Source organism: uncultured Caulobacter sp. (assembly GCF_947036865.1).
GTDB lineage: Bacteria > Pseudomonadota > Alphaproteobacteria > Caulobacterales > Caulobacteraceae > Caulobacter.
The window spans coordinates 400,954-422,135 of sequence record NZ_CAMQSF010000001.1 but is presented as its reverse complement, the minus strand read 5'-3'; the positions used below and the strand labels follow the sequence as shown (position 1 = coordinate 422,135).

Here is a 21,182-nt window from a genome sequence, read left to right as displayed (position 1 = left end):
CGGAAGCCCCGCCGGCCGACGTCGCGGCCGCCGAAGGCTCGAAGAAGGGCGGCTCGCTGACGCCCGTCGGCATGTTCCTCGCCGCCGGCGCCGTCGTGAAGGTCGTCATGATCGGCCTGCTGCTCTCGTCCGTCTTCTCGTGGGTTCTGCTGATCACGAAGATCTTCGAGTTCGGCGGCCTCAACAAGCAATCGGACAAGTTCCTGGAAGCCTTCCGCGGCGCTCGCTCGATCGCCGACATCGCGCGCATCAGCTCGTCGGAAGAATTCGAAGGCAACCCGATGGCCGACATGGCCGCGGCCGCCTCGCAGGAAGTCGAACTGTCGCGTCAAGCGGGTCTGGCCGTCGCCGGCGAGCACCGTGACTCGACGCTGGCCCGCGCCACCTACGCCATCAACGCCGTCCAGTCCTCGCTGGCCAAGCGTCTGTCGGGCGGCATGGTGTTCCTGGCCTCGGTCGGTTCGGCCGGTCCGTTCATCGGTCTGTTCGGTACGGTTTACGGGATCATGACCTCGTTCATCGGCATCGCGAACACCAACACGACCAACCTCGCCGTCGTGGCGCCGGGTATCGCTGAAGCCCTGCTCGCCACCGGTATCGGCCTCTTCGCCGCTATCCCGGCCGTTATCTTCTACAACTACTTCCAGACCCGCATCTCCGGCTACGGCACCCGCTCGGAAGGTTTCGTCGCTGAACTGATGAACGCCATCTCGCGTCAGCTCGACAAGGGGGCGTAACACCGATGGCCGCCAAACTTTCAGGCGGTGGAAGCGACAGGTTCAACGTCGAGCAGAACAGCGACATCAACGTTACGCCCTTCGTGGACGTCATGCTGGTGCTCCTGATCATCTTCATGGTGGCCGCTCCGCTGGCCTCCGTGTCGGTCGAAGTGAACCTGCCCGCGGCGGTTGCGAAACCAACGCCCAGTCCGCCGAAGCCGGTCTACATCTCGATCAAGCAATCGGGTCAGCTGTACATCGGCGACAACGAGACCACGATCGACTCGATGGGGCAGGACATCGCGAAGGGCATGGGCCGTCGCGATCCGTCCAAGGAGCGCATCTACATCCGGGCCGACGAAAAGGTTCGCTATGGGGCTTTCATGGAGGTGATGAACACCCTCCAGGATAACGGCTTCTACAGCGTGGCGCTCGTCGGACGGGATGATAGCAAGTAGGGGTGATGCATGGCTGACGAAAATACGCCCGAGCATCGCCGCTACGATCCGCTCACTTCCGACGGCCCGCGACGCGGCAAAGGCGCCGGTCCTTTCACGATCGCCATGATCGTGGTGGTCGGTCTGCACGCACTCCTCTTCGCCTACCTGGCGAAGCAGAAGTTCGAAGCGGTGATGCAGCAGTATTCGGACGACGCCGTGGACGTGGAGTTGCCTCCGCCGCCCCCGCCGCCGCCGCCGCCGCCGCCGCCGCCGCCGCCCACCAACGAGCCGCCGCCGCCTCCGGCCGTGGTCCAGCCGCGTCCCCCGGTGGCTCCGCCGCCGGACGTGACGCCGCCGCCGCCGCTGCCGATCCCGCCCGTTGAAAAGCGGGTGGAACAGACGGCTCCGCCGGTGATCTCGCAGGCGCCGCCGGTGCCGACGAACCCGCCGGCTCGCGCCTCGGTGATCACGCGTCCGGACTGGGCCCGCAAGCCCAGCGGCGACGACATGGCCCGCTACTACCCCGACCGCGCTCAGCGGATGGAAGTCAGCGGCAAGGCCACGATCTCGTGCACCGTGACGGCCAAGGGCACTCTGGAAGGCTGCTCGGTGGTCTCCGAGACCCCGGCGGACATGGGCTTCGGCGACGCGGCTCTGCGTCTGTCGCGCCTGTTCCGGATGAAGCCGAAGACCCTCGACGGCGCGCCCGTCGACGGTGGTCAGGTGACCGTCCCGCTGGTGTTCCAGGTCCCGCAATAGGACCTGAATCCCAGCGAAAGTCAGGAAACGCCCCGAGGCCTCGGCCCCGGGGCGTTTTCATTCGCGCGCGGCCTCGCGGGCGATGCCGCGACGGCCAGCGTCACCCGGGCATGGCCCCGGGGGCGCGGCGGTCGCTTTCGTGATGCGATCGGCCCGATCGGTGCTTGATCCCGGCGTCCGATCCGACTAAAGACGACGCCTCGCGATGAGCCGGCTTAGCTCAGTTGGTTAGAGCGCTAGATTGTGGATCTAGAGGTCCTCGGTTCGAGCCCGAGAGCTGGTACCATCGCAAGCCCTTGAAAAGGCCCGGGTTCGTCCCGGGCCTTTTTGCATGTCGGCCGTCGTCTCGGGGCGCGACGACCGCGGGTTTGATCTCGGAACCTCGGCGCGCGGGCGCGGTTCAGTCCTCGCCCTTTGCGAGGAGACCGCCATGGCCAAAGCGCCCCCCATTCCGCCCGAGCAACGCGCCGCGCCCGGCGACAAGCCCGATCTCGCCGGCGCGACGGCGGACGGCGAAACGCTACAGTCCGGCCAGCCCGGCGACGCCGACGCCAATCTGGCCGAGCAGGGCCGGCAGGGCGGGGTCAAGCAGAACACCACCCACCAGGGCTATCAGCAGGACCGCTGAGCCGCGCCGGCGCTCCCTCGAACCCGGGATCCTGGCCGAGCGGCGGAACGCCTGCTTGGCCTTGGGTGTTGCTTCGCCGTCGGGACCACCAGGGAGAATTCAGATGGCCACTGCCGCCAAGAGCGCGTCGAGCAAGACCAAGTCCGCCAAACCCCGCAAGGCCACGCGCCGCACCGGCCGCCGCGACCCGCTGGCGATCCGCCTGCTCAAGCAGGACCACCGCGAGGTGGAGAAGATGTTCGACGAGTACGAACAGCTCGAGGACAACGCCGAGAAGCTGGCGCTGTTCAACCAGATCGCCCTGGCCCTGAAAGTCCACACCCAGATCGAGGAGGAGATCCTCTATCCGGAGGAGCGCGGCGACGTCGAGGACGACCTGATCGACGAGGCCTATGTCGAGCATGACGGCGCCAAGAAGCTGATCGCCGAGATCGAGGCCATGAAGCCGGGCCAGGAGTTCTACGACGCCAAGGTCAAGGTGCTGGGCGAATACATCAAGCACCACGTCAAGGAGGAGGAGCAGCCCGGCGGCTTCTTCGCCCAGGCCAAGAAGGGCGACGAGGACCTCGACGAAATGGGCGAGCGCATGCAGGCCCGCAAGGAAGCGCTGATGGCCGAACTGGGGGGCAAGGCCCACTGATACCGAGCGCCTCCCCCGCGCGCGGGGGAGGCGGCTTTGCCCCGCCGGGGCGGACGCCGAGGCCCTATGGGGACGGACGCGCGCGGACCTCGGCCACGAGGTCCTTGATCGCGGCCAGGACGGGCTCGGGCTGGTTGGCCTGCATGTAGTGGCTGGAGTTGGGCACGGTGATGTTCCGGCCTCGACTGGATCGCGCCGCCAGCGCCGCGTGTCCGCGCTTCAACACTGCCTCGACCGATTGATTGAACGCGTCCGAGGCTCCCAGCGTGGGCGGAAAGTCGGTCCGGGTCAGCACGACCAGCGGCAGATCGCCCCAAGCCTTCCGCGGACCCTTGTCCTCGTCGATGTGGGCATATTCGGAGGCGATCGTCTCCCATCGTTCTGGCCGCTGATAGACCGGCAGCATCCGCGCCGCCTCGTCCCGCGTGTAATAGGGCAGGTTCGCCGCGAAACAGCCCTGCGGAGCCTCCAAAGTCAGTTCGTGACCGCGCGCCTTGGCCGCGCAATTCGACCACTTGGCGTAGACCTTGATCCGCAGCCCGTCGAAGAGCGCCTGGTCGGGCGCGGACAGCTTCAAGTCGTCCTGGCCGGAGAACCCCGGGTCGACCAGCACCATGCCCGCGACATCGGCGGGGAAGCGCTCATAGTAGTAAGGAACGTAGCGCCCGCCGATCGAATGGCCGATCAGCACAACGGGCAGGCGTTCTCCGGACGCCCGGAGCAGGGCGTGCAGATCGTCGGTGACGTTTCGCGGGGTGCGGGGCTGGTCCGAGGCCGGGCTCTGGCCGTAACCCGCGCGGTCGTAGAAGCAGGTCCGGTTGGTCTTGCTGAGCTCGGGCTGGATATGCTGCCAGTCGAGGATCGCACCGCCCAGGGCCTGCTCGAACACGAGGGTCGGCGCGCCACTCCCGATACACACCATGTTCAGCGACCGTCCACCGCCGATATCGATCAGCCGTCGCTCCAGCATTTGCGGACTGGCGCCGGCGGTCATGATGGGCGGCGTCTCTCGCGCGATCGACAGGGACGGCGACAGTGAGGCCAGGGCCAGAAGACAGAGACGAAGAAGACGCACCGTGGGCCTCCGGATCAACGTCCGGTTAAGCTTCTCGGAGGGTGCGGCAATTCGATGGCCTAGCCGCGTGGAGCCGGCGTGTCGTATCGCGAGGCGGCTGGATCAGGCCCGGCCCATATTGTCCGGATCCTCGCCGCCGTCTTCCTGGCTGACCCCGCTGCCGGCGTCGTTGATCGGGCCCGCGCCCTTCTGGTCCTCGGTCTGCAGGTGGGGCGGGGTGTCGGCCGTGTCCGGCTTGTCTTGCTCGCGGTCGTGATCGGTCATCGGCGCTCTCCTTCGATCCTTCGAAACCGGATCGGCGACGCGGCGGTTCCCCCGCGGCGTCGCGGATTAGCCTAGGACGTCCGGACGCCGGCCAGGTCGGCGGCCAGCCGCAGGTCGGCCACGAACTCGGCATAGGCCCGCGCCCTGGTCTCCGCGTCCGGAACCCGCAGCAGGAAGGACGGATGGTAGGTGACCACCCCTTGAGCGCCGTCGGGCAGCGGCAGCGGCCGCCCGCGATGAGCGCCGATGGCCGTTGGCTTGCCGATCACGCCGAGCGCCGCCGTCGCCCCCAGCATCACGATCACCTTGGGGCGCGCCAGCCGGCGCTCGGCGTCCAGCCACCAGCGGCAGGCGGTGACCTCGCCTCGGTCCGGCGTCTTGTGGATGCGCCGCTTGCCGCGCGGCTCGTGCTTGAAGTGCTTGACCGCGTTGGTGACATAGGCCTGGTCGCGCGGCGCGCCCGCCTCGGCGAGGGCCTTGTCGAAGATCCGGCCCGCAGGCCCGACGAAGGGGCGACCCGCCAGGTCCTCCTGGTCGCCGGGCTGTTCGCCCACGAACATCAAGGCCGCGCGCGCCGCGCCCTCGCCGGGCACGGCCTGGGTCGCGTCGCGCCAGAGGTCGCAGCGCCGGCAGACCTGAACGCCGGCGGCGACATCGTCGAGATCCGTCGGCGCGCCGCCTTCGTAGGAGGCGTCGCGGGCGTGGCGCAGGGCGGCCTTCAACACGCGGTCCGAGGGCTGGCGAGGCGGGGCGGCGACCATGGCGGCGGCGCGGTCCTGAGCGGCTTCGATCAGCTCCGGAATGAGCGCCGCCTCGGGCAGGTTCCGCCAATAACGCTTGGGCATCTCCTGGCGCATCTGCCTGGGGTTCAGCCGCGCGGGGTTGAAGATCGAGGCGTAATAGGTGCGCCAGAGCTCCTCCTGGGCGTCCTCGGATGGAGCGTCGGCGGGATCGGCGCCCTCCGAGACGGTCAGGCGCTCGCCGTCCCAGGCGACGCAGGCGTCGGGCGTCAGGATCGTCCAGTCCATGCTGGTGAAGCGGCGGACAAAGAACGGCGCGACGGCCTCGGTGACGCGATGGGCGGGCTCGAACCAGGCGGCATAGGTCTCGGCGGCCGCGCCCTCGACCAGTCGGAAGCGGACGAAGGCCTTCATCTTGTGCGCGGCGCGGCTGACCGCCTTGGCCATGTCGCGGGCGCGGGCCATGTCGGCGTCGGCGGGATTGTCGATCAGGCGAGGCTCGCGCTCCAGCCGCCAGAGGATGCGGTAGAGCAGGGCGAAGCGGTCCGGCGCGCGGTGGAGGATGACTTGTTCGGCGAGCTCGAGGAAGGCGGCGGGGACGGTAAAGCCCCTCCCCCTCGAGGGGAGGGGTTGGGGTGGGGGTGTTCGCTCCGAGATCGCCGCGCCGCCGCCCCCACCCTCCGGCCTCTCCCCGCGAGGGGGAGGGGAGAAGAGATCCCACTCGACCGTCCAGACCACCGCCTCCGGCGACACACCGTCCGCCCGCAGCGCCCGCGCGGCCGTCCGCCAGCCGGCGAAGTCGATCTCCGACTCCAGCCGCACCACCCGCATCAGAACAGACTCAGCTGCTCGGGGCGGACCAGGGCGGCCTTTAGGCTGTCGCGGTCGGTCAACGCCCCCGGCGTCCAGTCGGCGGTGACCACGAAGGCCTTGGCGCGCTTGACGACGGCGCCGACGCGCTTGAGGTCGTCCAGGGTCAGGCGCGCGACCTTCCGGGCCGTCAGGACGCGCTCCACGGCCTTGGCGCCCAGACCCGGGACCCGCAGCAAGGTCTCGCGGTCGGCCGTCTGGATGTCGACCGGAAACCGCGCCCGGTGCCGCAGCGCCCAGCTGGTCTTGGGATCGACGGAGAGGTCAAGGTCCTCGCCCTCGGACACGATTTCGGGCCGCTCGAAACCGTAGAACCGCATCAGCCAGTCGGCCTGATACAGACGATGCTCACGCAACAGCGGCGGCCGCGCGAGGGGCAGGCGGTGGCTGGCGTCGGGGATCGGGCTGAAGGCCGAATAGTAGACCCGGCTCAGGCGATAGGCGCCGTAGAGGTTGGCGCTGCGGGCCAGGATGTCGCCGTCCCGCGCCTCGTCGGCCCCCACGATCAGCTGGGTCGACTGCCCGCGGGCGAAGGTCTGGCGTCCAGCCTTCCGGGCCGGCTCGGCCTTGTCCTCGATGGCCAGCCGCATGCGGCCCATGGCCCGCTTGATGCCGCCGACGTCCTTTTCCGGCGCCAGGGTCGCCAGGCTGTCGTCGCGCGGCAGCTCGATATTGATCGACACCCGGTCGGCGTAGAGCCCAGCTTCGGCCGCCAGCTCCGGCGAGGCCTCGGGGATCAGCTTCAGGTGGATATAGCCCCGAAAGTCATGGTCCAGCCGCAGCGATTTCGCCACCCGGACCATCTCCTCCATCGTGTAGTCGCCGGTGCGGATGACGCCCGACGACAGGAACAGGCCCTCGATATAGTTGCGCTTGTAGAAGTTCAGGGTGAGGTCGACGACCTCCTTGACCGAAAAGCGCGCTCTCGGCGTGTTCGACGACACGCGATTGATGCAGTAGGCGCAGTCGTAGATGCAGAAATTGGTCAGCAGGATCTTCAGCAGGCTGATGCAGCGGCCGTCGGGGGCATAGGCGTGGCAGATGCCCATGCCCTCGGTCGAGCCGACGCCCTTGCCGCCCAGCGAATTGCGTTTCTGGGCGCCGGACGAGGCGCAGGAGGCGTCGTATTTCGCGGCGTCGGAGAGAATGGCGAGCTTGCGCCGAAGATCGAGAACGGCCATGCGCGGCACGTTATCGTTCTTCTTTTGTTCTGAAAAGTCTTCACGCGCAACAGGCGCATGAGGCGTGCTATCGCGCGTGAAGGGAAGCGTCGGGAGGCGGACATTCACGCGTCCGCCTCGCGCTGAATTAGCCGTTGACGGCGTCCTTCAGTTGCTTGGCCGGCGTGAAGGCGACCTTCTTGCTGGCGGCGATTTCGATCGTCGCGCCGGTGGCCGGGTTGCGGCCGGTGCGGGCCGGCTTGGCCTGGACCTTGAACTTGCCGAAGCCCGGGATCGAGACTTCCTCACCCTTCACGGCGGCGTCCGACATCGCCTTGAAGACGCCGTCGATGATGGCCTTGGCTTGGGTCTTGGTCAGCTTTTCGTCGGCGGCCACGGCGGCGTCGACCAGATCGGAAACGTTCATCTTCTCAAGCTCATTCCTGTGAATCAGGGAAACCCGAGCCTGACGAGGCCAATCGCGTTTGTCACCCGTCAGCAAAGGTTAAAACGGCGATTCACGGGGACAAAACGCCCGCAGGATAAGGTTTTTTACGATTTCGGCCCCGCCTTATGGTCAAGCTTGGCCGAAAACTTAGAAATCGTCGTTTCTTAAGCTTAACCGCGGGGCGGCGGAAAAGCCGCCGCCATGCCCCCGATTCCATTGCTGAGCGGCTGTCTGGCGGAGGCGGGGAACGCCCCCGGCGCCTGGCCATTTTCTCCGGACGCACAGGAGAGACGCCATGACCGATGTCGACAACGGATGGGACGGACAGGACGGCGCCGAGGCGGCGGACGACGACGTCATCGGGCGCGATGGCGAGTTCCAGACCTTCGAGGAACTGCCGGACGTGCTGGACGTCACCCAGGCCGAGGGCGACGCCGATGACGACGACGCCCTGATCGGCGAGGATCTGGACGAGGACGAGATCGTCGAGCTCGAACAGGACGACGATCCCGGCGATGGCCGCGACGTCGACGACAAGCGACCCGAAGTCTTCGACGGCGAATAGGACGTTCGGGGATGGCGGGGCGCAAGCTCGCGGCCTACGAGGCCAAGCGCGATTTCGAGAAGACGGCCGAACCGACCGGCCAGATCGCCGTCTCCGCCTCGGAGCGCGCGCGCTTCGTCATCCAGAAGCACGACGCCACCCGGCTGCACTACGATCTGCGGCTGGAGCACGAGGGCGTCTTTCTGTCGTGGGCGGTGACCAAGGGGCCGTCGCGCGACCCGCGCGAGCGACGCCTGGCCGTCCATGTCGAGGACCATCCGCTGGCCTATGGCGACTTCGAGGGCACGATCCCCAAGGGTCAGTACGGCGGCGGCACGGTGATGCTGTGGGACCGCGGCTGGTGGGCGCCGGAGCCGGGCTTCGACCTCGCCAAGGGCCTGAAGAAGGGCGAGATCAAGCTGGTCTTCGCCGGCGAACGGATGAAGGGCGGCTATGTCCTGGTCCGGATCAACAACGACAAGTTCGCCCGGGGCGGCGCGGCCAAGCGCGAGAACTGGCTGCTGATCAAGCATCGCGACGCCTATGCGATCGAGGGCGACGACGGCTTTCTCGACGAGACCGCGTCCTCGATCGCCTCGGGCCGCACCATGGAGCAGATCGCCGCCGGCGAGGGCCAGTCGCCCACGCCGTTCATGACCAAGGCCGGCCCGGCCTCGGACGCGGTCTGGAACAGCGACCGCTCGCCCGAGGCCAGCGCCGAGAAGGCGGCGGAAGACACCGACGCGCCGACGGGACGGGAAGCCAAGCCAGCCTCCAACGCCAAGCCCGCCATCAAATCCAGCGCGTCGCGGAAGGTCGTGAAGACGGCGAAGATGCCCGACTTCGTTCCGCCGCAGCTTTGCAAGCTGGTCGACCGTCCGCCCAGCGGCGGCGACTGGGTCCACGAGATCAAGTTCGACGGCTATCGCATGCAGCTGCGCGTCGAGGGCGGCGAGGCGGCGCTGCGGACCCGTACGGGCCTGGACTGGAGCGACCGCTTTCCGGAATTGATCAAGGCGGCCCGCGATCTTCCGGACAGCCTGATCGACGGCGAGGTCGTGGCCTTGGACGAGGCCGGCTCGCCCAGCTTCGCGGGCCTGCAGGCGGCGCTGTCCGAGCAGACGACCGCCGACCTGATCTTTTTCGCCTTCGATCTGCTCCACGCCGAGGGCGAGGACCTGACGGAACAGCCGCTTTCGGAGCGCAAGGCCCGCCTCGAGACGCTGCTGGCCGGCGGCGACGCGTTGATCCGCTATGTCGAGCATTTCTCGCGCGGCGGCGAGGCGGTCTTGCAGTCGGCCTGCCGCATGTCGCTGGAAGGCGTGGTATCCAAGCGGCTGGACGCGGCCTATCGCTCCGGCAAGAGCGGCGCCTGGACCAAGGCCAAGTGCCGCGCGGGCCACGAGGTGGTGATCGGCGGCTGGACCACGACGGGCGAGGCCTTCCGCTCGCTGATCGTCGGCGTCTACAAGGACGGCGACCTTGTCCATGTCGGCCGCGTCGGGACCGGCTATGGCCGCGACAAGGTGGCCAAGCTCTTGCCGAAGCTGAAGGCCGCCGAGCGCAAGACCTCGCCTTTTTCCGGCAAGGGCGCGCCGCGCGTCGGAGCCAATATCCACTGGGTGGATCCGGTGCTGGTGGCCGAGATAGAGTTCGCCGGCTTCACGGGAGACGGCTCGGTGCGCCAGGCGTCGTTCAAGGGACTGCGCGAGGACAAGCCCGCCCGGGCGGTCGAGGCCGAGGCGCCCGCGCCGGCCAACACCGTGGATTTGGCCCAGCCCGCGCCGGCCAAGCCCGCCCGGCGCGCGGGCAAGGCCTCGGTGCTGGGCGTGGCGATCTCCAATCCCGACAAGCCGCTCTGGCCCGACGCCGGCGACGGGACGCCGGGGACCAAGCTCGATCTGGCGGAATATTTCCAAGCCGTCGGCGAGTGGATGCTGGAGCACGTCAAGGGCCGGCCCTGCTCGGTGATCCGCATGCCCGACGGCATCGGCGGCGAGACCTTCTTCCAGCGCCATTCGGGCAAGGGCGTCTCGGCCCTGATCGACGAGATGGTCGTCAGCGGCGACCGCAAGCCCTACCTCGTCTTCAATACGGTGGAGAGCCTGATCGCCGCCGCCCAGTGGGGCGCGACCGAGCTGCACCCGTGGAATTGCCGGCCGGGCGAACAGGACGTTCCCGGGCGTCTCGTCTTCGACCTCGACCCCGCCCCCGACGTGCCGTTCGACGCCGTGGTCGAGGGCGCGCGCGAGATCCGCGACCGCCTCGAAGCGCTGGGCCTGACGCCGTTCTGCAAGACGACGGGCGGCAAGGGGCTGCACGTCGTCACGCCGCTGAAGGCGAGCAAGATCGACTGGGACGCCGCCAAGGCCTTCGCCCGCGAGGTCTGCGCCCGCATGGCCGCCGACAGCCCCGACCTCTACCTGCTGAACATGGCCAAGAAGGAGCGGGGCGGGAAGATCTTCCTCGACTACCTGCGCAACGACCGGATGAGCACGGCGGTCGCGCCGCTGTCGCCGCGCGGCCGGCCGGGCGCGCCGGTGTCGTGGCCGGTCGCCTGGACCCAGGTGAGGAAGGGCCTGGATCCGAAGCGCTTCAATCTGCGTACCGCGCCCGGCCTGCTGAAGAACCTCGACGCCTGGGACGCTTATGCGGAGAGCGAGCGCGATCTGGCGGCGGCGATCAGGAAGTTGGGGGCGAAGGGGTAAGCCAACCCCAAATCCGACCTTCCCGGCGAATGCCGCGACCCAGATTCACTCTGGGCGTATTGAAAGCTTGCGATAGGCCCTTACACCAAGATCGCTGAGGCAGAGGGTTCGATCTGGACCCCGGCATTCGCCGGGGAAAACGGATTTAGGAGAGTCTTTAGCCCGCCTTCTTCCGCGCCGGCGCCTTGACCGCCCCCTTCTTCGCCGGAGCCTTCGCCGCCGGGGCCTGGCCCAGGCTCTTGCGCAGGGCCTCCATCAGATCCACCACGTTGGTGTCGTCGGGCTCCTCGGGCGCGGTGACCTTGCTCCCCTTACCCTTCTGCTTTTCCTTGATCAGCGCCCGCAGCGCGTCCTCGTAGCGGTCGTTGAACTGCTCGGGATCGAAGGGGCCTTCCTTCTGCTCGATGATCTTCTGGGCGATCTGGATCATGGCGGCGTCGGGCTTGCCGGCCGGGATCGCGTCGAAATAGCCGGCGGCGTCGCGCACCTCGCGGCGGCTGCGCAGGCTCCAGGCGACCATGCCGGTCTCGCGCGGCTCGATGGCCAAGAGGCGCTCGCGCTGGTGCATGACGACGCGGCCGAGAGCCACCTGGCCCTGCTTGGTCATCGCCTCGCGGATCACGCCATAGGCTTCCGCCGCGAGTTTGCCGTCGGGGACCAGGAAGTACGGATTTTCCCAATAGAGCCGGTCGATCTCGTCGGCGGCCACGAACCGCTCGATGTCGATGGTGCGGGTGCTTTCCAGGCGGACGCTGTCGATCTCGTCCTGGGTTACGACGATGTATTGGCCCTTCTCGTATTCGTAGCCCTTGACGATGTCCGAGCGCTCGATGGGGCCGATGTCCGGGTCGGTCGGGATCATCCGGATCCGGTTGTGGGTCTTCTTGTGCAGCATGTTGAAGTGCACGTCGCCGCGCGAGTCGGTGGCCGTGTAGAGCGCGACGGGGCAGGTCACGAGCGACAGGCGCAGGTGGCCCTGCCAGGTGGGACGGCCGGCGGCCATGGGCGTTTCTCCGTTCGAGCCGACTCAACGGCGCCGTGGCCCGGCCGTTCCGTCAGGCCGCCGCGCAGGAGGCCTGGGCCGCCTCCAGGAACCGAGCCACCGCCAGCTCGAAGGCCCGTTCCGAGCGGCCGGCCTTCAGCGGCAGCACGCCCTGCTGATAGGCCTCCAACACTAGGGGGTGGATGTAGGAGCCTCGGCAGACGGCGGCGGTGTTGCCCAGCAGGCCCGCGACCGCCTTCACGCAGGTGTTGACGTTGCGCTTGGCCTCGGTGGCGCTCCCCGCCTTGGACACGAGGCAGAGCGCGCGGGCGGCGGCAAGGGTGCCGGCCCAGGTGCGGAAGTCCTTGGCCGAGAAGTCGTCGCCGATCGCCGCGCGGATATAGGCGTTGACGTCGGCGCTCTCGACCGAACGGCGCTGGCCGTCCTCGTCATAGTACTGGAAGAGCCGCTGGCCGGGCACGTCCTGGCAGGCCTTGACGATGCGGGCCAGGCGACGATCGCGGAAGCTGGTCTGGTGGACGACGCCGCTCTTGCCCTTGAACTGGAACGTCCCGCCGACGCCCGACAGCTTGGCGTGCCGATCGCGCAGGGTAGTCAGGCCAAAGCTCTTGTTCTCGCGGGCGTAGGTCTCGTTGCCGACGCGGATCAGGGTCAGCTCCATCAGCCGGACCACGGCCGCGATGACCTTCTCGCGCGGCAGACCTCGACGGGCCAGGTCCTTCTCGACTCGGGCGCGCAGGCGAGGCAGGGCGCGGGCGAAGGCGATCATCCGGCCGAACTTCAGGCCGTCGCGGTCGCGCCGCCAAGCGTCGTGATAGCGGTATTGCTTGCGACCGCGCTGGTCGCGCCCGGTGGCCTGGATATGGCCGTTGGGCGAGGGGCAGATCCAGACCTCGGTCCAAGCCGGCGGGATGGCCAGGGTTCGAATGCGCTCCAAGGTCGCGGCGTCGTCCACTCGATCGCCGTCGGCGTCGCGATAGTCGAAGCCGTCGCCGGCCTTGACGCGGCGCAGGCCGGGGTCGTCGTCATTGACGTACTGGAGGCCGGGGGCGGCCGTTTGAAGATCGACGGTGTCGCGGGGCATGACGCCCTATCAACGGCGCGCGCCCTTCTGCGTTCCGGATACGGAAAAGGCCCGCGACACAGCGTTCGCGGGCCCTTCTAGAACGTCCGTGGAAGACCGCTTACGGCGCGTCGTCGTCCACCATGGCGCGGACCAGGTCGACGACCCGGCGGCGCAGGCGGCGATCGGCCAGGCGCGGGAACAGGCTGGCCAGTTCCAGGCCCTCGGGGGTCGAGACGAACTCGGTCATGCGTTGGGCGAAGCCGTCGTCGAGGCCGCCATCGGTCTCGTCCAGGCCTTCGAAGAAGTAGGACACCGGGGCCTGCAGAAGCTTGGCCGCGTCGTAGAGCTTGCTGGCGCTGATGCGGTTGGCGCCGCGCTCGTACTTCTGAATCTGCTGGAAGGTGATGCCGAGCGCGTCGGCGACCTGGGTCTGCGACAGGCCCATCATCTTGCGGCGAATTCTCAGCCGCGCCCCCACATAGAGATCGACGGGGTGGGCCGGCTCGGCCGCGGGTCTATCGTTCATCCGCTTGAAATCCCTCCAACGCCGCCACGCGGCCACACGCAAGTCTTAACGGATATAGACCGAGCGGGGCCGTGTCGTCACGTCCGAGCATACGCGGAACGGGGTCTTCGCGCCAAAGTGTCGCCTTGGATGATTAACGATCGTCGAACGTGCATGGCCGAACGAAACCGCCGTCGGGGGTTGACGGAGGGGGCCGCGCGGAGTGTCTGCGCGCCATGAAACTGCAATCGGGCGCGCGGGTCGCGGTGGCCGGGGCCGGCGCTTTGGGATCGGCGATCGCGGTGCGTCTGGCGCGCTCCGGATGGACCGTGACGGTGTTCGATCCGGCGGGGCCGGGCGACAACGCCTCGGGCGTGGCCGCCGGCATGCTGGCGCCGGTCAGCGAGGCCGTGTTCGATTCGGCCTCGCGCGAGCACCTGGCGATCATGCGCCGGGCGCGCGACCTGTGGCCAGCCTTCGCCGAGGACTTCGGTATTCCGCTGTCCCGCGTCGGCGTGCGTTTCGAGGGCGCGGAGACCTGGCGCGCCAGCGTCGCCGAGCGGCTGCGGGGCCTTGGCCTGGCCGAGGCGGACTTCACGGACGAGGACTGGCGGATCGAGGCCCGTCCGGCGCTCGCCGCCCTGCGCCGCGCCGCCGAGGCCGCCGGCGCGCGGTTCGAGCCCCGCGCCGTCGCGGACTTCGCGCCGGGCGCCTTGATGCTGGACGATGGCCGGACGCACGCCTTCGACGCCCTGGTGCTGGCCACCGGTCCGGGCGCGCGCGACGGCCGTCTGGCGCCCGAGACCAAGGTCTTGGGCCCGATCAAGGGCCAGATCCTGCGGATCGCGACCGCGCCCGACGGGCCGGTGGTGCGCGGCGACGGCGTCTATCTCGCGCCGGGAGAGATCGGCGCGATCGGCGCGACCATGGAGGCGGGGCGCGACGATCGGCTGCCGGACGCGTCGGCGACCCAGACCTTGCGGGCCGCGGCCTGGGCGCTGCGGCCGGACCTCGACCTCGACGCGGCGACGGTCGAGGTCGGGGTGCGGGTCACCACGCCGGACGGCCTGCCGCTGGTCGGCTGGAGCGCCGCGCCCGGCGTGATGCTGGCCGTGGGCGCGCGGCGCAACGGCTGGCTGTTCGCGCCGCTTGTGGCCGGGATGGTCGCGGCGTATCTGAATGGCGATAACCCGGGCCCGGACGCCGCCGCCATGGACGCGCGACGCTTCGAGAAGCCCGAGGGCCAACGCGCAGGGGAGTAGGGCCGGATGTCCGGATTCTGGTTGACCGACGAACAGGAAGCCATCCGCGAAGGCGTGGCCAAGGTCTGCGCCGCCTTCGACGACGACTACTGGCGGCGCACCGACGAGACCGGCCAGTTTCCGGAGGAATTCGTCGCCGCCATCGCCGAGGGCGGGTGGCTGGGCGTGGCCATGCCCGAGAGCGTCGGCGGCGCGGGTCTGGGCCTGACCGAGGCGGCGGTGATGATGCAGACCGTGGCTCAATCGGGCGCCGGCTTCTCGGGCGCTTCGGCCATCCACCTCAACATCTTCGGCCCGATGCCGTTGGTGAAGTTCGGCAGCGATGAGCAGCGCGAGCGCCTGTTGCCCCGGATCATCTCCGGCGAGGACAAGATGTGCTTCGCGGTCACCGAGCCGAATTCGGGCCTCGACACCTCCAGTCTCGAGACCCGGGCCGAGAAGGTCGACGGCGGCTATCGCCTGAACGGCCGGAAAATCTGGACCACCGGCGCCCAGCGGGCCAACAAGATCCTGATCATCGCCCGAACCACGCCCAAGGATCAGTGCGCCAAGCCGACCCAGGGCCTGTCGCTGTTCTACACCGACCGCGAGAAGATCGAGGCCAAACCGATCCCGAAGATGGGCCGCAAGGCCGTCGAATGTAACATGCTCTTCATCGAGGACCTGTTTGTCCCGGCCGAGGACCTGGTCGGCGAGGAGGGCAAGGGCTTCCAGTACCTGCTGCACGGCCTCAATCCCGAGCGCGTGCTGTTCGCCGTCGAGGCCATCGGCCTGGGCCGCGCGGCCCTGGCCAAGGCCACGACCTACGCCAACGAGCGGATCGTGTTCGGCCGTCCGATCGGCAAGAACCAGGGCGTGGCCCATCCGCTGGCCAAGTCCTGGGCCGAGCTTGAGGCCGCCAACCTCCTGGCCTTCAAGGCCGCCGCGCTCTACGACCAGGGCCAGGAGTGCGGGGCCGAGGCCAACGCCGCCAAGTACCTGGGGGCCGAGGCCGGCTTCCACGCCTGCGAGAACGCGGTCCTGGCGCACGGCGGCATGGGCTACGCCAAGGAATACGACGTCGAGCGCTATTTCCGCGAGGCGATGATCGCCCGCATCGCGCCGGTCAGCCGCGAGATGATCCTGAACTTCATCGCCGAACGCGTGCTGGGCCTGCCGAAGAGCTACTGAAGCTTAGGCGCGGAGCGTTTGAAAACCTCGCCCTTCGACAAGCTCAGGGTGAGGTTTTCACCGCGCCTCGGTCGTCCTCACCCTGAGCTTGTCGAAGGGCGAGGACGGATTGCCGGCGCGTCAAGCGCCCGCGTTGAAACGGATGGGGATGCGCACGGTCGCGCCGTCCACCGCCTGACCGTCCTCCATCTGCGGCTTCATCTTGAAGAAGCGCGAGACCTTCACTGCGGCGGCGCCGAAGCCTTCGTCGGCGGGCGTTTCGGCGACCACCGCGCAGTCGCGCACCGTTCCATTCACCGCCACCACGTACGAGAGCGTCGCCGAGCCCGACAGCCCGCGCCGCTGGGCGCTCTCGGGATAGTAGCGGGCCATGTCGTCGGCCGAGGGCATCCGCAGCCAGCTGGCGCGGGTGATGACCTTTTGCGGAGGGGCCGGCGGGGACGGCGGCGCGGGCGGATCGGCGGTGAAGGTCGGCGGGCCGCTGACGACGGGCCCGGCGGGGACGTCCACCGGCTTCACCGGAAACGTTTCCTGGGGCGCTTGCGGCGGCAGGATCGGATCGTGCAGCCGGATCGGGTTGGATTGCGGGGGCGGCCGGGTGCTGGGCGGCGGCGGGGGCGGCGGCTTGGGCGTATAGACCGGCTCGATCTGGAAGACACGCTCGGCCTCCGCGGGCGCGGCCGGAGCCACCCAGCGCTGATAGGCCAGATAGGCGATCAGCCCGAGATGCGCCGCCGCCGAGATCCCAACGCCGAAGACCAGCACCTTGGAGAGCCGGCGTGGACCTTCATCCAGGCCGGGGATGCCGGAGCCGGTGGGGTGGAGCGCCAGAGCCATGTCGATCTCCCTTGGAAATTACATCCGTAGGATCAGGTCAGCACGGAAGCGCCGGCCTGTAAATTGACAATCGTAATCCGTTCGCCGATTTCTCTTACGATTGTAAGATCGGGTGCGGCATCTCGCCTCCGGCCCGCGCCGCGAGAACGTGGTTAATTCGGAATTAACCATGATCGCGGACTCCTGGAGCCATGCCCGCCGTCAGTTCCATCCGCAGCGTCGTCGAGTCGGCGATCCAGCGCGCCTCCAGCGCGACGGGGGTCGACTTCACGTTCCTGATGGGCGCGGCCAAGCGCGAGAGCGGCTTCAACCCCGCCGCCAAGGCCCGCACCTCGTCGGCCGGCGGCCTCTTCCAGTTCGTCGACCAGACCTGGCTGGCGACGCTGAAGAAGCACGGCTCCAAGTACGGCTACGCCCGCTACGCCGACCTGATCACCCAAGGCGCCGACGGCCGCTACCGCGTCGATGGCGAGGAGGCGCGCAAGGCGGTGCTGGGCCTCAAGACCGATCCTCACGCCGCCGCCTTGATGGCCGGCGAGCTGACCAGCGACCACGCCTCGTATCTGCGCGGTCGGGTCGGCCGCACGCCCACGGCCGGCGAGCTCTACGCCGCTCACTTCCTGGGCCCGCAAGGCTCGGCCCGCCTGATCGAGGCCGCCACCGTCTCGCCCAGCGCGAGCGCCGCGGCGATGTTCCCCGACGCGGCCCAGGCCAACAAGTCGATCTTCTACAAGGAGGGGCGCGCCGCCACCGTCGGCGAGGTCTACGCCAACCTGACCAAGACCGGCGGCGCCGCGACCCGCGTGACCGACGACACGCCCCAGGCCAGCGCGTCCCAAGCCGATCAGGGCTTCCTGCAGTACGCCAGCGGGCGGCGCCTGGAGCGTATTCGCCAGCAGGAGGCAATGGTCGATCTGATCCTGCGCGGCTCGCAGGACGTGGGCAATCCGTTCGCCGGCTCGGGCGACAGCTCGGGCATGGGTTCGGGTCAGCGCCTGGCCAGTTCGATGTTCTCGGCCGAGATGCTGCGCGTGTTGGCCGACGCCAATGACAAGGTCAGGCAGCGGTAGCGGCTTTTGGAGCCCGATTTCCCCGGCGAACGCCGGGGCCCAGATCTCATGGCGCTGGGGATGATTGGCCGCGCCCCGAGTTCCTAGAACCCACCCCAGCGTTCTTCCATCTGGGTCCCGGCATTCGCCGGGAAGACGGATTGAGACGGTTTAGGCGGTGGCGGACGTCAGCGCCGCCACCCGGTCCTCGTCCCAGCCCAGTTCCCGGAACACCGCCTCGGTGTCCGCGCCCAGCTTCGGGGCCGGGCCGCGCGGGCCGTCCTCGGCGCCGGGGAAGCGGGCCGGCGCGGCGGGGGCCTTGAAGGTTCCGCCGGCGCCGTCCGGGGTATTCACGAAACAGCCGGCGGCCTCGGCCTGCGCGTCGAGCGCCAGTTCGCGCGGCGTCTGGTAGGGCGCCCAGGTGATGTCGCCGGCGTCCAGCGCCTCGGCCGCCTCGTCATAGGTCATGGCCCCGAACGCGGCGTCCAGGATGTCGACCAGCGCCTCGCCGTGCTCGCGCCGCGCCTTGGCCGAGGCGAAGCGGGGGTCGTCGACCAGTTCGGGCCGCCCGGCGGCGGCGGCGATGCGCGGCCAGTCCACCGAGCCCTGACGCGGCAGCAGGCAGATCCAGCGGCCGTCGGCGGTCTTGTAGAAGTTCGCCAGCGGCTGCACCGCCTCGCGCCGGCCCCGCGTCGAGGCCAGCTTTCCGAACCGCAGCTGGATCGCCATGTCCGAGCCGATCGCGTAGACGCCTGTCCGCAGCAGCGAGGTCTCGACCAACCGCCCCACGCCGGTCCGCGCGCGCTCGTGCACCGCCGCGAGGATCGCCGAGACGGTGGCCAGCGAGGTCACGTGGTCGCCCATGCCGGTGCGGATCGGAAACGGCTCGGCCCCCTTGGGCGCGGTGATCGCCCCCACGCCCGCGCGAGACCAGAACGCCGCGACATCCATGCCCGGCTTGTCGGCGTCGGGGCCGGTCAGGCCGTAACCCGTCAGGCTGCAATAGATCAGGCGCGTGTTGACCGACTTCAGGGTCTCGAAGTCGAGGCCGGCGCGGGCCAGGGCGGCGGGGCGGACATTGGTCAGGAAGATGTCGGCGGTCGCGACCAGGGCCTTCAGCGCCTCGCGCCCGAGGTCGCCGCGGATATCCAGCACCACGGCCCGCTTGCCCCGGTTGTCGAGCTCGAAGATCGGATTGGCGTCTTGGTCCGAGCCGATGGTGTCGAAGAAGCGGCGCATCGGGTCGCCCTCGGGCGACTCGACCTTGATCACGTCCGCGCCCCAGTCGGCCATGATCCCGGCCGCGCCAGGGGCGGCGATATAGGTCGCCAGTTCGACGACCCGGAGTCCCTCCAGCATCGCAACCTCCCTTTTCTCGTTGAGAGCAGGATGGGGGACGGCGGGAGAGGGGGGAAGGCTTACCCTACGGTAGGGTGTCAGGCGGCGACGGTCTTGGCCGTCTCGCGGCGGTCCAGGGCGGCGGCGTCGGCCAGGGCGCGGGCGACGCCCGCCACGCTGACGGGCTTGCGCAGGACGAGATCGGCGCCGGCGTCCAGGAAGCCGGACGCCTCCTCGCCATCGCCGTCGATGATGGCGACGATCGGCGCGCTCTGATTGGGGCCGGCCGACGCGCGGAGGGCGGCGGCGGCGGCCGGGCCGTCCATCACCGGCATGCGGTGGTCCAGCATCAAGAGATCGAACTCGGCGATATGGGCGAGGTCGGCGGCCCGGCGGCCGTTCTGGGCGTGGACGACCTGATGGCCCAGCTGCTCCAGCACCGCGCGCAGCATGGCCGCGTTCAGGGCGTCGTCCTCGGCGATCAGGATACGCAAGCTGCGCGGCGCGCCGGGCGGGTCGGAAACGAGGGCTTCGAAGGCCTCCTCCTCCAGCTCACACGCGGCGGCGGGATCATAGGGCAGGGTCAGGGTGAAGCAGCTGCCGACGCCCACCGCGCTGCGGGCCTCCAGCGCGCCGCCCATCAGGCGGGCCAGCTGCCGCGACAGCGACAGGCCCAGGCCCGCGCCATTGACGCCGGCGCCGGTGCGTTCCACCCGCCGGAAGGGCTCGAAAGCCTGCTCGATCTCGTCGGTCGAGAGGCCAGGCCCGGTGTCGGCGATCTCGATGGCCACGACGCCCTCGCGCAGCTCGACGCGGATCTCGACACGGCCGCGCACCGTATATTTGACGGCGTTGCCCAGCAGGTTGGCGATGATCTGGCGCGTGCGCAAGGCGTCGGCGATCACCGCGCCGCGATCACGGGCGCGCAGCAGCGGATCGACGTGCACCGAGAGCTCCAGCCCCTTGGCGGCGGCGTGCGGCTTGTCCAGCAGGGTCAGGTCCTGCACCAGGCGGACGGGATCGAAGGGCTGGCAATCGACTTGCAGCCGGCCCGCCTCGGCGGTCTCGGAGTCGAGGGTCGCGTTCAGCACGGAGATCAGATCCTGGGCGGCGTCGAGGGCGGCGTTGAGCTGCTCTCGTGAGGGCGCGGCGCGGCCGCCCCGGCCGGCGGCGGCGGCCAGCACGTGGGTGACCCCGGTCAGGCCGTTGCGGATCTCGTGGCTGAGGGTCGCGACGATGTCGGACTTGCTGCGGGCGGTCCGCTCGGCGGCCTCCAGCACGCGCAGGCGCTCGTCGACGAGTTGCTCGTGGGCGACCGCCAAGTCGTGCTGGCGGCGGAACATGCGGTTGAGGATCAGCGCCAGGGTCAGGGACAGGGCCAGAGCGCCCCAGGTCACTTCGGCCGCCTGGCGGCTTTCCGGAACCGAGAATTGCGCGATCAGCGGGCCGGCGGCCGCCAGCGGCGCGACGATCAACAGCGCGGGCAGATAGGGCGCGGAGAAGAAGGCGCACAGCACCGCGCCGGCCGTGGCCAGCATCAGCAGCGTGTCGCGGGCCGGTCCCGCGCCTTGGGCGAAGGCGGAGATCTGCATCACCGTCAGCGCCCACAGCACGCCGCACATGACGTGCGCCCGCGCCCGCCGATTGAGGTCTCGCGACCCATTGTCGCGCAGCCAGTTCACCGCCGCGTAGAACGCGCCCCAGTTGACCGCGAAGATCAGGAAGCTGGCGGTCATCCAGACGGCGTTGGCGGCGAACGAGGCCACCCAAACGAAGACCGGTAGGCTGATGGCGAAAACGCCCAGGGCGTAAGGCAACAGCGCGGCCTGGGCGTCCAGGGCCTTGGCCAGGAGCGCGCCGTCCGTCGAAATCTCTTTTGGGCGGCGCTCGGCGAGCACGGGTACGCTCCTCTAGGTCAAGGGCTCACCCTAGTCCGGCGTGGTTTGTAGGCGGTTAC

21 protein-coding genes and 1 tRNA gene are annotated in these 21,182 nt (G+C 69.2%); 11 read left to right on the top strand and 11 right to left on the bottom strand.

Annotated features, from left to right (window positions below):
* The 6 genes from Q0V34_RS02010 to Q0V34_RS01985 form a co-directional block, all read left to right on the top strand.
* Nucleotides 1-737: MotA/TolQ/ExbB proton channel family protein (locus Q0V34_RS02010; protein ID WP_297506960.1), on the top strand; the 737-nt coding region annotated here is incomplete at its 5' end.
* A gap of 5 nt (nt 738-742) precedes the next feature.
* Nucleotides 743-1,177, top strand: a complete 435-nt coding sequence (locus tag Q0V34_RS02005) for a biopolymer transporter ExbD (protein WP_297506958.1) — start codon at nt 743-745, stop codon at nt 1,175-1,177.
* A gap of 9 nt (nt 1,178-1,186) precedes the next feature.
* Complete coding sequence (locus Q0V34_RS02000; protein WP_297506956.1) at nt 1,187-1,918, top strand: energy transducer TonB; 732 nt, start codon at nt 1,187-1,189, stop codon at nt 1,916-1,918.
* A gap of 209 nt (nt 1,919-2,127) precedes the next feature.
* A tRNA-His gene (locus Q0V34_RS01995) sits at nt 2,128-2,204 on the top strand.
* 144 nt (nt 2,205-2,348) lie between these two features.
* Nucleotides 2,349-2,546: a hypothetical protein gene (locus tag Q0V34_RS01990; RefSeq protein ID WP_297506954.1), complete on the top strand. Its 198-nt coding sequence runs from the start codon at nt 2,349-2,351 to the stop codon at nt 2,544-2,546.
* 103 nt (nt 2,547-2,649) lie between these two features.
* Nucleotides 2,650-3,186 carry a hemerythrin domain-containing protein gene (locus Q0V34_RS01985; protein ID WP_297506952.1) on the top strand — a complete coding sequence of 179 codons (537 nt, stop codon included), beginning with the start codon at nt 2,650-2,652 and terminating at the stop codon, nt 3,184-3,186.
* 64 nt (nt 3,187-3,250) lie between these two features.
* Here the strand turns inward: Q0V34_RS01985 and Q0V34_RS01980 are convergent, their stop codons facing one another.
* The 5 genes from Q0V34_RS01980 to Q0V34_RS01960 all read right to left on the bottom strand — a co-directional run bounded on the left by Q0V34_RS01980 (nt 3,251) and on the right by Q0V34_RS01960 (nt 7,722).
* The gene (locus Q0V34_RS01980; RefSeq protein WP_297506950.1) at nt 3,251-4,261 is read right to left on the bottom strand and encodes an alpha/beta hydrolase; all 1,011 of its coding nucleotides are present in this window, start codon (nt 4,259-4,261) and stop codon (nt 3,251-3,253) included.
* Nucleotides 4,262-4,363: 102 nt separating this feature from the next.
* Nucleotides 4,364-4,525 (bottom strand): hypothetical protein, encoded by a 162-nt coding sequence (locus Q0V34_RS01975; protein ID WP_297506948.1) that lies wholly within the window; start codon nt 4,523-4,525, stop codon nt 4,364-4,366.
* 71 nt (nt 4,526-4,596) lie between these two features.
* Nucleotides 4,597-6,096 (bottom strand): UdgX family uracil-DNA binding protein, encoded by a 1,500-nt coding sequence (locus tag Q0V34_RS01970; RefSeq protein WP_297506946.1) that lies wholly within the window; start codon nt 6,094-6,096, stop codon nt 4,597-4,599.
* A complete protein-coding gene (locus tag Q0V34_RS01965; RefSeq protein WP_297506944.1) occupies nt 6,096-7,325 on the bottom strand; it encodes a putative DNA modification/repair radical SAM protein in 1,230 nt (409 codons plus the stop codon). The genes Q0V34_RS01970 and Q0V34_RS01965 overlap by 1 nt, the downstream gene beginning before the upstream one ends.
* Nucleotides 7,326-7,443: 118 nt before the next feature.
* The gene (locus Q0V34_RS01960) at nt 7,444-7,722 is read right to left on the bottom strand and encodes an HU family DNA-binding protein (RefSeq protein WP_297506942.1); all 279 of its coding nucleotides are present in this window, start codon (nt 7,720-7,722) and stop codon (nt 7,444-7,446) included.
* A gap of 316 nt (nt 7,723-8,038) precedes the next feature.
* Between Q0V34_RS01960 and Q0V34_RS01955 the strand changes: the two genes are divergently transcribed.
* Nucleotides 8,039-8,308: a hypothetical protein gene (locus tag Q0V34_RS01955; RefSeq protein ID WP_297506940.1), complete on the top strand. Its 270-nt coding sequence runs from the start codon at nt 8,039-8,041 to the stop codon at nt 8,306-8,308.
* Between the two features lie 11 nt (nt 8,309-8,319).
* A complete protein-coding gene (gene ligD, locus Q0V34_RS01950; protein WP_297506938.1) occupies nt 8,320-10,995 on the top strand; it encodes a DNA ligase D in 2,676 nt (891 codons plus the stop codon).
* Between the two features lie 157 nt (nt 10,996-11,152).
* Here ligD and Q0V34_RS01945 read toward each other — a convergent pair whose 3' ends face one another.
* The 3 genes from Q0V34_RS01945 to Q0V34_RS01935 form a co-directional block, all read right to left on the bottom strand.
* Nucleotides 11,153-11,998: a Ku protein gene (locus Q0V34_RS01945; RefSeq protein WP_297506936.1), complete on the bottom strand. Its 846-nt coding sequence runs from the start codon at nt 11,996-11,998 to the stop codon at nt 11,153-11,155.
* Nucleotides 11,999-12,050: 52 nt separating this feature from the next.
* Complete coding sequence (locus Q0V34_RS01940; protein ID WP_297506934.1) at nt 12,051-13,082, bottom strand: DNA topoisomerase IB; 1,032 nt, start codon at nt 13,080-13,082, stop codon at nt 12,051-12,053.
* A gap of 100 nt (nt 13,083-13,182) precedes the next feature.
* Nucleotides 13,183-13,590, bottom strand: a complete 408-nt coding sequence (locus tag Q0V34_RS01935; RefSeq protein WP_297506932.1) for a helix-turn-helix transcriptional regulator — start codon at nt 13,588-13,590, stop codon at nt 13,183-13,185.
* A 215-nt stretch (nt 13,591-13,805) separates the two neighbouring features.
* Here Q0V34_RS01935 and Q0V34_RS01930 point away from each other — a divergent pair, with 215 nt between their 5' ends.
* Both Q0V34_RS01930 and Q0V34_RS01925 read left to right on the top strand, forming a co-directional pair.
* Nucleotides 13,806-14,831 carry an FAD-binding oxidoreductase gene (locus tag Q0V34_RS01930; protein ID WP_297506930.1) on the top strand — a complete coding sequence of 342 codons (1,026 nt, stop codon included), beginning with the start codon at nt 13,806-13,808 and terminating at the stop codon, nt 14,829-14,831.
* A 6-nt stretch (nt 14,832-14,837) separates the two neighbouring features.
* The gene (locus Q0V34_RS01925; protein ID WP_297506928.1) at nt 14,838-16,001 is read left to right on the top strand and encodes an acyl-CoA dehydrogenase family protein; all 1,164 of its coding nucleotides are present in this window, start codon (nt 14,838-14,840) and stop codon (nt 15,999-16,001) included.
* Nucleotides 16,002-16,121: 120 nt separating this feature from the next.
* Here Q0V34_RS01925 and Q0V34_RS01920 read toward each other — a convergent pair whose 3' ends face one another.
* The gene (locus Q0V34_RS01920; RefSeq protein ID WP_297506926.1) at nt 16,122-16,838 is read right to left on the bottom strand and encodes an energy transducer TonB; all 717 of its coding nucleotides are present in this window, start codon (nt 16,836-16,838) and stop codon (nt 16,122-16,124) included.
* Nucleotides 16,839-17,029: 191 nt separating this feature from the next.
* Here Q0V34_RS01920 and Q0V34_RS01915 point away from each other — a divergent pair, with 191 nt between their 5' ends.
* Nucleotides 17,030-17,908: a transglycosylase SLT domain-containing protein gene (locus tag Q0V34_RS01915; RefSeq protein ID WP_297506924.1), complete on the top strand. Its 879-nt coding sequence runs from the start codon at nt 17,030-17,032 to the stop codon at nt 17,906-17,908.
* 150 nt (nt 17,909-18,058) lie between these two features.
* Here Q0V34_RS01915 and Q0V34_RS01910 read toward each other — a convergent pair whose 3' ends face one another.
* Together Q0V34_RS01910 and Q0V34_RS01905 are read right to left on the bottom strand one after the other, a co-directional pair.
* Nucleotides 18,059-19,246 (bottom strand): CaiB/BaiF CoA-transferase family protein, encoded by a 1,188-nt coding sequence (locus Q0V34_RS01910; RefSeq protein WP_297506922.1) that lies wholly within the window; start codon nt 19,244-19,246, stop codon nt 18,059-18,061.
* A 77-nt stretch (nt 19,247-19,323) separates the two neighbouring features.
* Nucleotides 19,324-21,123 carry an ATP-binding protein gene (locus tag Q0V34_RS01905; RefSeq protein WP_297506920.1) on the bottom strand — a complete coding sequence of 600 codons (1,800 nt, stop codon included), beginning with the start codon at nt 21,121-21,123 and terminating at the stop codon, nt 19,324-19,326.
* Between the last annotated feature and the right edge of the window lie 59 nt (nt 21,124-21,182).